This window comes from Streptomyces sp. NPDC006197 (assembly GCF_040613865.1).
Taxonomy (GTDB): Bacteria; Actinomycetota; Actinomycetes; order Streptomycetales; family Streptomycetaceae; genus Streptomyces.
The window spans coordinates 16,296-28,844 of sequence record NZ_JBEXSZ010000107.1; the positions used below are offsets into that span (position 1 = coordinate 16,296).

10 protein-coding genes are annotated in these 12,549 nt (G+C 72.1%); 7 read left to right on the forward strand and 3 right to left on the reverse strand.

Translation table 11 applies throughout. The annotated features are described in order from the left end of the window. Nucleotides 1–33: 33 nt before the first annotated feature. On the reverse strand, nt 34–1,380 hold the full coding sequence (locus tag ABZ318_RS27860; RefSeq protein WP_356905227.1) for an activator-dependent family glycosyltransferase: 1,347 nt from the start codon (nt 1,378–1,380) through the stop codon (nt 34–36). A gap of 70 nt (nt 1,381–1,450) precedes the next feature. Continuing rightward, nucleotides 1,451–2,728 carry an MFS transporter gene (locus tag ABZ318_RS27865; protein WP_356905228.1) on the reverse strand — a complete coding sequence of 426 codons (1,278 nt, stop codon included), beginning with the start codon at nt 2,726–2,728 and terminating at the stop codon, nt 1,451–1,453. Between ABZ318_RS27865 and ABZ318_RS27870 the strand changes: the two genes are divergently transcribed. Continuing rightward, nucleotides 2,729–4,018, forward strand: coding sequence for an ATP-grasp domain-containing protein (locus ABZ318_RS27870; protein ID WP_356905229.1), 1,290 nt, complete (start codon nt 2,729–2,731; stop codon nt 4,016–4,018). Nucleotides 4,019–4,053: 35 nt separating this feature from the next. On the opposite strand, the gene ABZ318_RS27875 is transcribed toward ABZ318_RS27870, so the two are convergent. Then, a complete protein-coding gene (locus ABZ318_RS27875; protein WP_356905230.1) occupies nt 4,054–4,851 on the reverse strand; it encodes a phytanoyl-CoA dioxygenase family protein in 798 nt (265 codons plus the stop codon). Nucleotides 4,852–5,230: 379 nt separating this feature from the next. Between ABZ318_RS27875 and ABZ318_RS27880 the strand changes: the two genes are divergently transcribed. From ABZ318_RS27880 to ABZ318_RS27905, 6 genes are all read left to right on the forward strand, one after another. Beyond that, the gene (locus ABZ318_RS27880) at nt 5,231–6,553 is read left to right on the forward strand and encodes an SUMF1/EgtB/PvdO family nonheme iron enzyme (RefSeq protein ID WP_356905231.1); all 1,323 of its coding nucleotides are present in this window, start codon (nt 5,231–5,233) and stop codon (nt 6,551–6,553) included. Beyond that, nucleotides 6,553–7,959: an MBL fold metallo-hydrolase gene (locus ABZ318_RS27885; RefSeq protein WP_356905232.1), complete on the forward strand. Its 1,407-nt coding sequence runs from the start codon at nt 6,553–6,555 to the stop codon at nt 7,957–7,959. Before ABZ318_RS27880 ends, ABZ318_RS27885 begins: the two co-directional genes overlap by 1 nt. Further along, nucleotides 7,956–8,969, forward strand: a complete 1,014-nt coding sequence (locus ABZ318_RS27890; protein WP_356905233.1) for an alpha/beta hydrolase-fold protein — start codon at nt 7,956–7,958, stop codon at nt 8,967–8,969. Before ABZ318_RS27885 ends, ABZ318_RS27890 begins: the two co-directional genes overlap by 4 nt. Next, nucleotides 8,957–10,798 (forward strand): asparagine synthetase B, encoded by a 1,842-nt coding sequence (locus ABZ318_RS27895; RefSeq protein ID WP_356905234.1) that lies wholly within the window; start codon nt 8,957–8,959, stop codon nt 10,796–10,798. Before ABZ318_RS27890 ends, ABZ318_RS27895 begins: the two co-directional genes overlap by 13 nt. Beyond that, a complete protein-coding gene (locus ABZ318_RS27900; RefSeq protein ID WP_356905235.1) occupies nt 10,737–11,840 on the forward strand; it encodes a hypothetical protein in 1,104 nt (367 codons plus the stop codon). The genes ABZ318_RS27895 and ABZ318_RS27900 overlap by 62 nt, the downstream gene beginning before the upstream one ends. Next, a partial coding sequence (locus ABZ318_RS27905; RefSeq protein WP_356905236.1) for an aldehyde dehydrogenase family protein occupies nt 11,837–12,549 on the forward strand: 713 nt, incomplete at its 3' end. The genes ABZ318_RS27900 and ABZ318_RS27905, both read left to right, overlap by 4 nt.

Here is a 12,549-nt window from a genome sequence, read left to right on the forward strand (position 1 = left end):
CCGGCGGCTGCCGGGGTCGCCGCGCGGTGGCTCTCAGCGCGCGGCGGGCGCGACGGCCCGGTGGGCCACCGCCCGATGGGCCAGGACCAGGCCCTCCAGGGTGCGCACCAGCTCGTTCGGCGCCGGCATCGCAAGGACCTCCTGCCGCAGCCGCTGTGCGTTGGCCCGGAGCGTCTCGTCCTCCAGAAGCCGCAGCAGCGCCTCGCGTACCGCGGGACCGTCGACGTCCGAGGGCTTCATGGAGAGCCCCGCGCCCGTCCGGTCGAGGCACTGGAGCTTCAGCGGCACGTCGAACGCCCGGCTGACGAGCAGCTGCGGCACCCCGTACCGCAGCGCGCAGCCGAACGACCAGGTCCCACCGTGGTGCACCATCGCCGAGCAGCTCGGCAGCACCTCCGAGAGCGGTACGGACTCCACGAGACGGGTGTTGGCCGGGACACGGCTCAACTCCTCCTGGGACTGCCGGGGCAGCGTGAGGACCAGCTCGATGTCCAGGTCGCCCACGGAGTCGAGGATCTCCTGGATTCGCTCGACCGGCAGCAGATGGCGCACCGGCCCGTCGTTGACGTTGTCGCCGAAAGTCATCAGGACGCGGGGCGCACGTGGCGGCTCCGTGAGCCAACGGGGCACGACGGTAGGCCCGTTGTAGGGGACGAACTGCATGGGGAGCGTCGTCGGCCGCGGATCGGGCCGGAAGGCGGCGGGGAGCGGGTCGATCGTGAACTGCCCGTTCACCAGGTCCTCGGAGAACTCGCCGCCGTACTTCTCCACCCAGTCCGTCAGCCACTCCTGGAGGTTGTCGGTCCGGTCGTCCTCCGGCTGCCGCGCCTTGGCGTGCAGGAAGTCCTCTCGCATCCGGGTGTAGACGTCGACCGAGTACAGGACCCGGGCGTGGACCGCGCCCACGGCGGCGGCGGCGACCGCGCCGGCGAAGGCCTTCGCACCCCACAGCACCAGGTCGGGCCGCCATTCCAGAGCCAGTTCGACCACGTCCTCCATCATGGAGTCGTTCGACCGGCGGGCCTGCGGCAGCACCAGGTCGTCGAAGACCCGCGTGGCCTGCTCCCAGCCCAGCCGCTCGCGGTCGGGCCGTACGTCGAACAGCGGGTCGAGGCCCCCCGACCCGGCCGGCCCGCGACCCGGCACCGGCGGGGCGGCCTTGCGCTCCCGCTGCTGGCGCAGGTCGCCGGCCTTCCGCTCCTGCGCGGTCTCGCCGGGTCCCACGCCCACCCCCATGAGCCCCGCGCTGGTCACGGCGTCGAGGAGGTCGGGCCACCCGGCCACCCGTACCTCGTGCCCGGCGGTCTGCAGGGACCAGGCGAGCGGCACCAGGTTGAAGAGATGGGTCTTCCACGGGAACGGGACGATGAGAACGCGCACGACGGGGATTCCTTCGGTCAGGGGAGGCGGGGCGGGTGGGCGTCCCGCGTGTTGGCCCCTGCCATCCTGGTCACGCGTCGGGTACGGGGCTTCTCCGAGTTTGCCGACTGGCACCGGTCGCGGCGGTGACCGCGAGCGTGGTGACGACGACCGCGAGGACGGCCGGCACGGGACCCGCCAGATCGCTCAGCGCGCCCATGACCAGGATCGACACGGCCACGCCCGAGGGCAGCAGGGTCGCCCGCAGCGTCACCACCGAGGACAGCTCCTCGTCCGAGACGGCCGCGAGGACCCGGTTGTTGTGATGCACGAAGGCAAGCTCGAAGAGCACGAGGAAAACCGCGTACAGCACCAGCGTCGGGACGGTGCTCGCCGCCAGCACCGCCGCGAGCAGTGGCGCCATCGGCAGCACCAGCCATACGGTCGAGGGCACATGATCCAGATACCGCTGGGCCGGCAGGGCGGCGAGTGAACCGGCGAAGATCGCGACGGCCGAGGCCGCGACGAACACACCGACGAGCCGGGTGTCGCCGTCGAGGAGACGCAGCGGGATCACGGTGACGGCCACGGTGTGGAAGCCCTGCCAGAACGCCACCAGAAGGAAGCGGACGAACAGGCGGCGGACCACCGGGTCCTCCACCCGCAGCCGCGCCCCGGCCTCGGACTTCGCCGGTGACGCGGCGCTCTCCCCGGCCGCCCTGGTCACGGACGGCAGCGCCCAGGCGAGGAGCGCGGAGAGCGCGAGCGTCGCCACGTTCAGCGCGATCAGTCCGCGCGGCGAGAGCACCGAGGAAGCCGGCCCGGCGAGCGCGGCGCCCACGCTGACCCCGGTCAACTTGCCGATCTCGGCGTAGGTGTTGGCCCGGTCGAGCCGCTCCTTCGATACCGTGCCGCGCAGCACGACCGAGGTGGCCGAGCGGGTCACCGCCTCGAAGAAGCCGCGGGCGACGACCAGGCCGGTGGCGACCGCGAGCAGCGCGCCGCCCGGCACGGCCAGGGCCGCCGCCGTGAGCAGCAGGCTCGCCGCCTCGGCGATGCGGACGAGCCGCTCCGGGGCGTGGCCGGCGAGCAGCCGGTTGAGCGGCGCGGCGAGCAGCAGCGCCGGCAGCCAGGGGGCGCTCAGGACGACGCCGGCGAGCAGTCCCGAGCCGGTGACGGAGCCGATGTGGGTGGACAGGCTCACAAGAAGCAGAAAACTCCCGGACGTGTTGACGAACAGCAGGACGGGAATGCATCGAGGTGAGCGCGCATACGTGCGGAAAAATGTCATTAGCAGGCCTCCAGAGGCTGGAGGATGCCAGAGGCGAAAGGATTTCGGCGAACGGCCCGGATGCCTATCGTCGAACATATGACAACAGTCGCCCAGGATCTTCCCGGCAATCCCTGCATCGTGATGGTCGACGCCTATGCGGGCGTCCGTTCACTCGTTCTCGAGTTCCTTCGGCAAGGATGTTCCGTCGTCCGTGTCCAGAGCACGCGCGAGACCCCGTACGTCTACCGTTCGGCCCCTTACGTCCCCGAGGATTTCATCGCCGACATCACCCACGAAGGCGATGTCGTCGCCACCGCGAAGGCGGTCGCGGCATTCGCGCCGGTCGCCGTCGTCTCCGGAGGCGAGATCGGCGTCGAACTCGCCGACCTGCTCGCCGGCCACCTCGGACTGCCCGGCAACGGCACCGCCCTCAGCGCGGCCCGTCGCGACAAGCACCTCATGATCGAGACGATCCGCGCCGCCGGGCTGCGGGCCGCCCGCCAACTGTTCGCCACCGATGCCGAGGAGCTCGCCGCCTGGCACCGCGACCTCGGCGGCCGGGTCGTCGTGAAGCCGCCGCGCGGCTCCGGCAGCCAGGGTGTCACCTTCTGCGACACCCCCGAGGAGTCGGTCGCCGCCTTCCGCCTCCTCGCCGACGCCGACGACGTCTTCTCCCAGCCCAACAACGGGGCCGTCGTCCAGGAGTACCTCGCAGGCACCGAGTACATGGTCAACACCGTCAGCCGCGACGGCCGTCATCATGTGTGCGACGTCTGGCGCACCGATCGCGCCAGCCGCAACGGGGTCGTCGACCTCTGCGACGCGCTCTCCCTCATCGACTCCGGCAGCCGGGTCGTCGAACCCCTCACCGACTACGCCTTCCGCGTCCTCGACGCCCTCGGTGTCCGGCACGGCCCCGCCCACCTGGAGATCCGGATGACTCCGACCGGGCCCTGCCTGGTGGAGGTCGGCGCCCGGATCGCGGGCGGCGGCATCCCCGCCGCCGCGGGCCTCGGTATCGGCGAGTCCCAGCTGGAGTGGACCGTCGACGCCTTCCTGCGGCCCGAGCGCTTCCACGAGCGGGCCGGCACCCCGTACGAGATCCGCCGGTACGCCGCCATCTACGGCATGGTCTCGCCCGTAGAGGGCGTGCTCCGCGCGTACCGGGGGATCGAGGAGATCGAGCGTCTGGAGAGCCTCCACGCCCTGACGCCCCTGGTCCAGCCGGGCCAGGGGATCCGGCGGACCGTCGACGACCTCACGTACCCGGTCATCGTGACGCTGCTGCACGAGCTCGACGAGGTCGTGCGGCGTGACCTCAACACCATCCGGCACCTCGACGGCGCCGGGTTCTACGCCCTCGACGGGGCCGCGACCGACTCCTGAGGAGCGTTCGACCGCTGCCCCGCCGCAGTCGAACGTCACACCGGGGCGGCGGCCGGCTCCGTCCGCGTCCAGGCCGGGCGCGGCACCCGGTACACGAAGCTGACGGCCGTACGCGGCTCCGAGGCCGTCGTGTTGGGCGCCGAGCGGTGCAGCACCATGCCGTCGAACATCACGGCCGAGCCCGGCTCCAGCGGCATCGCGACCGGATCGGCCGTACGCGGCAGGTGCTCGTCCGCCACGTGCGGCTCCACCGCGCGCCGCAGAGGCGCCTCGCCCGGCAGCCGCTCCCGGTCCCCGGTGTGCGGGAACAGCCCGAGGACGTGTGAACCCGGAAGGAACTCCAGGCAGCCGTTGTACGGAGTGGCTCGCTCCAGGGCGATCCAGATCGTCACGATGCCGTGCTCCCCGGCGGCGAACCCGGGCGGCGCGAACGCCATGTCCTGGTGCCAGGGCTTCGCCGAGCCCACCGCCGGCGGCTTCGCCCACAGGAACGAGTTGACCAGCGTGCCCGTCGTGCCCGAGGCCGCCCGTACCGGTCCCTCGGCCAGGCCGAGGGACTGCTGCACGGCTCCGAAGGCCGGCTCGTGCACATGGATGCGGTCCACCGACCGCAGCACGCCGGGCAGCGCGCCCGACCCCTGTTGCCAGGCCGCCCACCCGCCGATGCCCGGCGCCTCCAGGACGAAGTCCCCGCTGGAGGCCGTGCGGTCGCGGGCCGACTCCTCGAGACGGCCTACCGCGCTCCGCAGCTCGGCCAGCTCCGCGCCGCCGACAAGCCCGGGCAGCCGTACGACCCCGTTCTCCCGCATCTCGCGGGAATAGGTGTCCGCCATTCTTCCTCCCTTTCTCCGGTTCGGATGGGCGCGAACCTACCCGGACGATTCGGGCGGCGTTCATGTTCAACTGCTGATATTCCGTGGCTGTTGTCGCCCGTTTCACCAGCCGCGTAAGGTCCTTGGGCATGTGGTCGACCGGACCCATGAATTCTCTTGAGAGGAAGGAGTGACCCATGAGCGACCGTGACTTCATCGAGACCCGTGACGCGCAGCAGGAGACCAGCAAGTGGTAATTCGCTGACTCGGTGAATTGCGCATGCACGACGCGTACCGCGCCGCCCGTATGGAACTCGGTTCCGTACGGGCGGCACGTCGCCCGAGAGAGGTTGAAGTGGTAGGAAATCGCGTTTCGCAGGTCATTGACATTCCCGCCGACATGCTGGTGATCGACGACTCCACCGACGACCGCTACTGGGCGTCGGTCGAACGCGTCGTCGCACTGGCCGACGAGAAGGGCCGTACCACCGACGGCATCCCGCTCCTCGCGAGTATCGCCGTCTCGCACCCCGAGTGGCCCGTCCGCGCCGGCGCCGTCCGGCTCCTCGCCAGACACCACGCGGGCGATGAGGCCGCCGACACCGCCGTGGCCGCCGCCACCCACGACACCGTCGACTGGGTCGCGTTCACCGCGCTCAAGGTCATCACCGACCACCGCATCGACGTCGCCGTCCCGGACCTCATCCGGATCTCCGGCTGGCCCAGCAACTTCACCCGCCCCGACTGGGCCCGCAAGCCCGTCGGCTGCGGCGCCGCGCTCACCAAGCGCGCCCTCATCGCCGTCTTCGGCACCAAGGACCCCGTCGAGCTGCGCCGCCTGGAGGACGAGTACTTCTCCGAGATGCGGTCCAGGGTCGCCGCCGCCCGCAAGCGCGTCCGCCGTCACGAGGACGTCGTCCTCGTCCCCGCCGGCCCCGCGATCATCGGCGCCGACGAGCAGCCCGACGCCTTCCGCATGGCCCAGGACGACACTGCCCTGCGCGCCGTCGACGTGCCCGCGTTCCTCATCGACCGGACCACCGTCACCAACGCCCGCTACCGCGAGTTCCTCGAAGAAGTCGGCGACTCCGGCGAGTTCGACCACCCCGACCAGCCGCTGGAGCGTTCGCACCGCCCCGCCCACTGGCACGATCCGCGCTTCAACGCCCCCGACATGCCCGTCGTCGGCATCGACTGGTACGACGCGTACGCCTTCGCCGCCTGGGCCGGCGGCATGCTTCCCAGCGAGGTCCAGTGGGAGAAGGCCGCCCGAGGTGTCGACGGCCGCCGCTTCCCCTGGGGCGACGAATGGGATCCCGAGCGCGTCAACTACGTGGAGCGGTCCTTCGGCCAGGCCGTCGCCGACCTGGACTCCCTCGAAGCGCTCCTCGTCACCGTCGAGCAGGGCGAGAATCCGGCCCACCCCGTGCTCGCCGCCGACGCGCTGCCCGAGGGCGCCAGCCCCTACGGCGTCCTTCAGATGTCCGGCAACGTCTGGGAGCTCACCCGCACCAACTTCTACACCGGCGAGGACATGGACCCCTTCTTCAAGGGCCGCCACCCGCTGGACTTCATGAACCGCAAGGAAGCCTTCCACGTGCTGCGCGGCGGCACGTTCACCTCCCCGCCGACCTGCCTCACCACCTTCTACCGAGGCAAGGACCTCATCACCGACCGGCACATGGAGGTCGGCTTCCGCTGCGTGTACGAGGCGGACGACTGATGCGCCTCACCTCCCTCGGCCACGCCGCCGTCCTTGTCGAGACGGGCCAGGAGCGGATCCTCTTCGACCCGTGGCTGACCCAGCGCCTCGACCGCTTCTGGGAGCACCACCCGCCCCTGGAGGACGACCTCGTCCGCAGGGTCCTCGACGAGGGCGTCGACTGCGTGGTCCTCAGCCACCATCACTTCGACCACCACCACTTCCCCTCCCTCGGCCTCCTCGTGGACGGCGCCGACGTCGACTTCGACGACAGCCCCCGCCAGAGCGCCGGCGTCACCTGCGTCTACCCGGTCGGCCCCGTGCCGCCGACGCTGACCGCCTCCGGCCTCGGCCACCAGGCGATCTCCTGGACGCTGCGCCGCTTCGGCTTCGAGCGGTTGTGCCCGGTGAGGCCCGGTGACACCGTCACCCTCGGCGGGGCGACCTTGCGGACCTTCCCGTCCGCCGTCTCCTTCCCCGAGATGAGCGTGCTCGTCGAGACCGCGGACGCGGCCGTCATGATCTGCGGTGACGCGCTCCTGCACGAGGCGACCGTCGAGGCCTTCCAGCGCGAGGACGCGCCGAAGCTCGACCTCGCGCTCGTTCCCACGCACAGCGTCTCGCCGCCCGGCGTCCTCACCGAGCGCCGCCCGCTCACCGACCCGGAGGGCATCCGCGCCCGCGCCGTCGCCAACTTCGACCGGTACGTGGACTCCCTGCCGGCCGCCCTGACCGTGCCGTCCTCCTTCGGCTGGCGCGTCAGCGGCGACACCGACCGCGACTACGACTGGTGCAACCACACCATGTTCCCGTTCACTCCGGTCGAGGCCCTCGCGCGCCTCACCGAGCGGGGCCGGGCCGGCCTCCTGTGGGGCCCCGGCCAGGTTCTGGAGGTCGGCGGAGGGAAGGCCGTCCTCGTCGACGGGCCGGTCGCCCCCGACGCGTACGACTTCGACGAGGTCTACGCCGCTGTCCGACTCGACCCGAAGACGCCGGTCCCGGCCTTCGACGCCTCCCTCGACCGCTACGGCAGGCAGAACCGGCCCGCCGAGGAGCTGCTCCGCGAACTCCTCGACCTGCTCGTCGCCACCGACTACTGGTACCGGGCACTCGACGACGGCGCCGGACGGCACGTCGTCTCCCTGTACGAGGACAGCGGCGAGGAGACCTCCTACCTCCTCGACCCGGTCGCCGGCCGGGTGACGAAGCTCGGCGCGGGCCCCGCCCGCTCCCACGTCACCCACGCCGAGGGCTGGACCGAGATGGCCGCGAGCACCCTGGAGGCCATGCTCGGCGCCGACCTCCTCTTCGGCAGCTCCTTCGGCCTGTGGGCGAGCGACGGCGTCCTGCTGTCCGCCGTCTTCCACCACCCCTCGTACTACACCCGCCACGTCGAGCGGGAACTCCGGGAGGCGAGCCGGCCGTGAGCGACTTCTCCGAGACCGTGGTCTTCGAGCACGAGAGCGCCTGCCTGCGCGACAACCCGCTGGGCGACCCGCACACACGCCGGGTCGAGGTGCATCTGCCGCCCGGGTACGACGGCGTCCGCCCGTTCCCCGTCGTCTACTGGCTGCCCGGCTTCGGCGCCCACCCCAGCCTCGCCGGCAAGGCCCTCGCCTTCGGAACCACCGTCGCCGACCGGCTCCGCACGGCCATGAGCGACGGCCGGGTGCCACCCGCTCTGCTCGTCGTCCCCGACGGCACCACCTCCTACGGCGGCTCCCAGTACATCGACTCCGCCTCCTCCGGCCGTTACGCCGGATACCTCGCCGAGATCGTCGCGGCGGTCGACCGGCGGTTCGCCACCCGGCCCGAGCCGCGCTGGCGCGCGATCGGCGGCAAGTCCAGCGGTGGTTACGGCGCGCTGATCGCCGGCATGACCTCCGACCTCTTCGGCTCGGTCATCGCCTGCTCGCCCGACGCCGGCTTCGAGCACAGCTACCTGCCGCTCCTGCCGCGCACCCTCGACACCATCCGTGCCGCCGGCGGTATGGACGCGCTGCTCGCCCGCCGCGCCACCGGCCCCGTCGACGTGCCGTTCATGGTCGCCATGAGCATCATCGCCATGGGCATGTGCTACGCCGAGGACCCCTGGACCAGCCCGTCCGACGCGCTGCCCTGCGACCCCGACACCGGTGTCTTCCGCGACGAGGTCTGGCAGCGCTGGCTCACCCACGACCCCGTACGCATGCTGGACGAGCACGCCGAGGCACTCACCCGCCTCGACCACCTCCACCTCAGCGTCGGCGAACGCGACGAGTACGGCATGCACTGGGGCGCCCGTGCCCTGCACGCCGCCCTCGACGCCCACGGCGTCCCGCACCACTACGGGGAGCACGAGGGCGGCCACCACGGCATCGAGCACGTCTTCACCGACGCCCTCGCCGGCCTGCGGCGCGTCTGGTCCGACAGGACGGTCGGCACATGTGCGGTATAGCGGGCTTCGTCAGCCTCGACGGCCGGCGCGACGCCGCCTGGCTCGACGCCCTCGGCCGCACCATGACCGAGGCGATGGCCCACCGCGGCGAGGGCTCCTGCGCCCCGTACGTCTCCGAGTGCGGCACGGTCATGCTGTGCGCCACCCGGCTCGCGATCCGCGACCGCTCCCACGCGGGCGACCAGCCCATGGCCGACCCCACCGGACGGGTCGTCCTCGTCCACAACGGCGAGGTGTACGGCTCGCGTTCGCCGGCACCACCGCTCTGGCCGCGCCGCACCACCTGCGACACCGAGTTCGTCCTTCAGCAGATATGCCGCGAGGACGAGCCCGGCCCGGCGCTGCGGCCCCTCGACGGCATGTTCGCGCTCGCCTGGCACGACACCACCACTGGCCGGGTCGTCCTCGCCCGTGATCACTTCGGCGTCAAGCCGCTCTTCTACGCCCACGTCGACGGCGGCCTGATCTTCGCCTCCGAGCAGGGCGTGCTGCTCCGCACCGGCCTCATCGCGGCCGAGGTGGAGCCCGAGGAGTTCGTGCTGCGCTCCTGGATCCGGATGGACGCGGCCGACGACCACACCTGGCTGCGCGGAGTCCGGTCGCTCCAGCCCGCCGAGTACCTGACCATCGACCGGACGCGGCTGCGTACCCACCGCTACTGGAAACCGGCCTCCGTCGACGATCCCATCGAGGCCGACGAGATCAGGGCGGCCTTCGACCGGGCGATCGAACAGCGCTCCGTCTCCGACGTACCGCGCGCGGCCGTTCTCAGCGGCGGCGTCGACAGCACCGCGATCGTCGCCGGCCTCACCGCGCGGGGCACCCCGCTCGACGCCTATGTGCTCCGCTACCAGGACGGCATCGGCGGCTCCGGCGACGACGTCGCGTACGCCACCGGCGTCGCCGAACGCCTCGGCGTCCCGCTGACGGTCTGCGACCTCGACCAGAACACGGCCGCCGGACTCGTTCCCATCCTGCCCACCCGGCTGATGCGCCCGCTGCTGCACGGTGCCGAACTCGCCATGCACCACCTGTACGGCACGATCGCCGCCGACAAGAACGTGGTCGTCTACTCCGGGCACGGCGCCGACGAGCTCTGGGGCTACCAGGACGGCCGCTACTTCCCCGTCGTCGACCCGTACGCGCCCACCTACATCCACGGCCGGCACTACCTCACCCACCGGCTGCACGCCGACGAACGGCCCGTCTGGGCCCGGCTCGTCACCTGGATGGCCCAGGAGCTCGACGTCGACATGAACGAGGTCGCCGACCGGGTCTGGGCCCGCACGATGGACGAGTACCGGGCCATCAAGACGGCGTCCCCGCTCAAGCGCGGCCGGCACCACCTCATGCGGCGCTTCCTCGTGTACGTCAACGACATGGTCGACGTCACCTCGGCGACCTACACCCTGGAGGACCGGCCCGTCTTCCAGGACGTCACCCTCGCCGAGCTGGCCTTCCGCTGCCCCGAGCACCTGAAGGACTCCAACAAGCCCGGCACCCACAAGGGCCTTCTGAAGGACGCCCTCGGCGACCTGCTGCCGGAGCCCGTGCGGAACCGCCGCAAGCAGGGCTTCCCCAGCCCCGCCGACCCGGGCTACGTCCGTCGGCTGACCGAACTTGCCGAGGACATGGACAGCCCCTTCGGACTGCCGTCCGTCCCGGCCGGAATCCGAGCCGAACTCGGCGTCGGCGAATGGATGTTCCTGGCCTCCACCTCCGCCTGGCTCGGCCACCTCGCGGAGTTCAGAACCGAATCGAGGAGTCATGGTGAGCAGTTCCGTCCCGCACTGGCGCCCGCGGGTCCTGGCGAGCGCGTCCGACCTTGACCCGGTCCCCCCGGTCATCGAGGAGGATCGGGCCCAGGAGTGGTGCCCCTTCGTGCTGTGGCGGCCCACCGTCCTGCCCGAGGGCTGCGACACCTCCGTCGGGACCCTCCGCCGCGAGGCACCCCCCGGCCGCGTCGCGGCCGAGGGCCGCAGCCCCTGGAGCGACGCCAACCCCGCCGGGTACCGCACCGAGATCTCCGGTGGCGGACGGCGGCTGCGCCTGAAGCAGTTCCTGTACGACTGGGCCTTCCCCGCCGCCGACCACCCCTGCCTGTGGGGCAGCGAGACCCGGCCGTACGAGATCGGCGACGGCCGGGTGGCCTGGCTCGGTACCGACTACATGGAGCACCGGGCCGGCAGTGCCCGTCTCGCCGGGACCACCGTCGAACTCTCCGTTCTGGAAGGTGAGTTCACCGACGAAGAGCTGGTCGCCCTCTATGCCGGGCTGCGCCCCGCCGTAGCCGAAGCGGTGCCGCGCGTCCTCGCCACGCCGTTCTCGGAGCTGAGCTACTGGGCCCGGCACCCGGCCGACATGGTCTCGGTGCCCACCGGGCCGTACCACTTCCACCGGCGCGGCAAGGAGCACGAGGGCGACTGGATCCCCTCGGAACGGGTCACCGCCTTCCTCACCGCGCAGGGCGTTCCCGTCACGGTCGGCCCCTTCCGCGCGAACAGCGCCGCCACCTTCGGCGACGGCGACACCGTCCGCGAGCTGGAAGTCGTCTACACCACGCCGACCGGCGACGAGCTGCGCCTCACCGCCCAGAGGACCGGCGGCGGGCGTCTGGAGTTCCCGCCGAAGCGTGACAAGCACCCGGCCGTGGACGAACTCCACACCCTCGCCGACGGCCGCCCGCTCCACCTCGCCCACCTCAGCGCCGTGTACGGCGCCTGCGACGCCTTCTGGCAGCACCCCGACGGCTACGACCTCCGCCTTCTCGGCAGCGCCCGCGCGGGCATGGGCCGCGATCCCTTCCTCGCCCTGGCCGCCGCCCTCGACGCGGAGCTGCACCTGGCGGGCCACGCGGAGGTGCTGGGATGACGGAGGTCCTGGACGCGCCGCCCGAGGCGGGCAGGGCCGTGCTCGACCCCGCCACCGGGCGGGAGACCGCGCGCGTCGCCGACACCGACGCGCACGGCGTCGACCGGGCCGTACGGCGTGCCGAGGCCGCGTTCCTCGACGGCTGGGGAGAGACCGCGCCGGGGGAGCGGTCCGCCCTCCTGCGGGGGCTCGCGGACCTCATCCGGGACGACCTGGAGGAACTCGCCGCCCTGGAGCAGCGCACCACGGGAAAGCCCACCGCCCGCGCCCTCGGCGAGGTCGGCTTCGCCGCCCGGGTCGCCGACTGGTTCGCCGCGGCCGCCCGCCACCCGGTGGGGGAGACCCATCCGGCCGGGCCCGGCATGCGCACCTACACCGACCGGGTGCCCGTCGGCGTCGTCGCCGCCATCGCCCCCGGCAACTACCCTCTGCTGCTTGCCGTATGGAAGATCGCCGCCGCCCTCGCGTACGGCAACACGGTCGTCGTGAAGCCCGCGCCCGAGACGCCGCTCTCGCTGCGCCGGCTCGTCGACCGCGCCGCCGACGGGCTGCTGCCCGAGGGCGTCCTCACCGCCGTGTACGGAGGCGCCGACACCGGCCGGGCGCTCTGCGACCACCCGGCCGTCGGCACGGTCACCTTCACCGGCTCCACGGCCGCGGGCCGCGAGGTCGCGCGCCGCTGCGCCGACGGCCTCAAGCCGGTCTCCCT

What these genes read in the sequence shown, in the direction of transcription:
- ABZ318_RS27875 (WP_356905230.1), bottom strand. Translation starts at nt 4,851, where the DNA reads ATGGCGGACACCTATTCCCGCGAGATGCGGGAGAACGGGGTCGTACGG.
- ABZ318_RS27880 (WP_356905231.1), top strand. Translation starts at nt 5,231, where the DNA reads ATGCTGGTGATCGACGACTCCACCGACGACCGCTACTGGGCGTCGGTC.
- ABZ318_RS27900 (WP_356905235.1), top strand. Translation starts at nt 10,737, where the DNA reads ATGGTGAGCAGTTCCGTCCCGCACTGGCGCCCGCGGGTCCTGGCGAGC.
- ABZ318_RS27885 (WP_356905232.1), top strand. Translation starts at nt 6,553, where the DNA reads ATGCGCCTCACCTCCCTCGGCCACGCCGCCGTCCTTGTCGAGACGGGC.
- ABZ318_RS27895 (WP_356905234.1), top strand. Translation starts at nt 8,957, where the DNA reads ATGTGCGGTATAGCGGGCTTCGTCAGCCTCGACGGCCGGCGCGACGCC.
- ABZ318_RS27865 (WP_356905228.1), bottom strand. Translation starts at nt 2,728, where the DNA reads ATGTTCGACGATAGGCATCCGGGCCGTTCGCCGAAATCCTTTCGCCTC.
- ABZ318_RS27870 (WP_356905229.1), top strand. Translation starts at nt 2,729, where the DNA reads ATGACAACAGTCGCCCAGGATCTTCCCGGCAATCCCTGCATCGTGATG.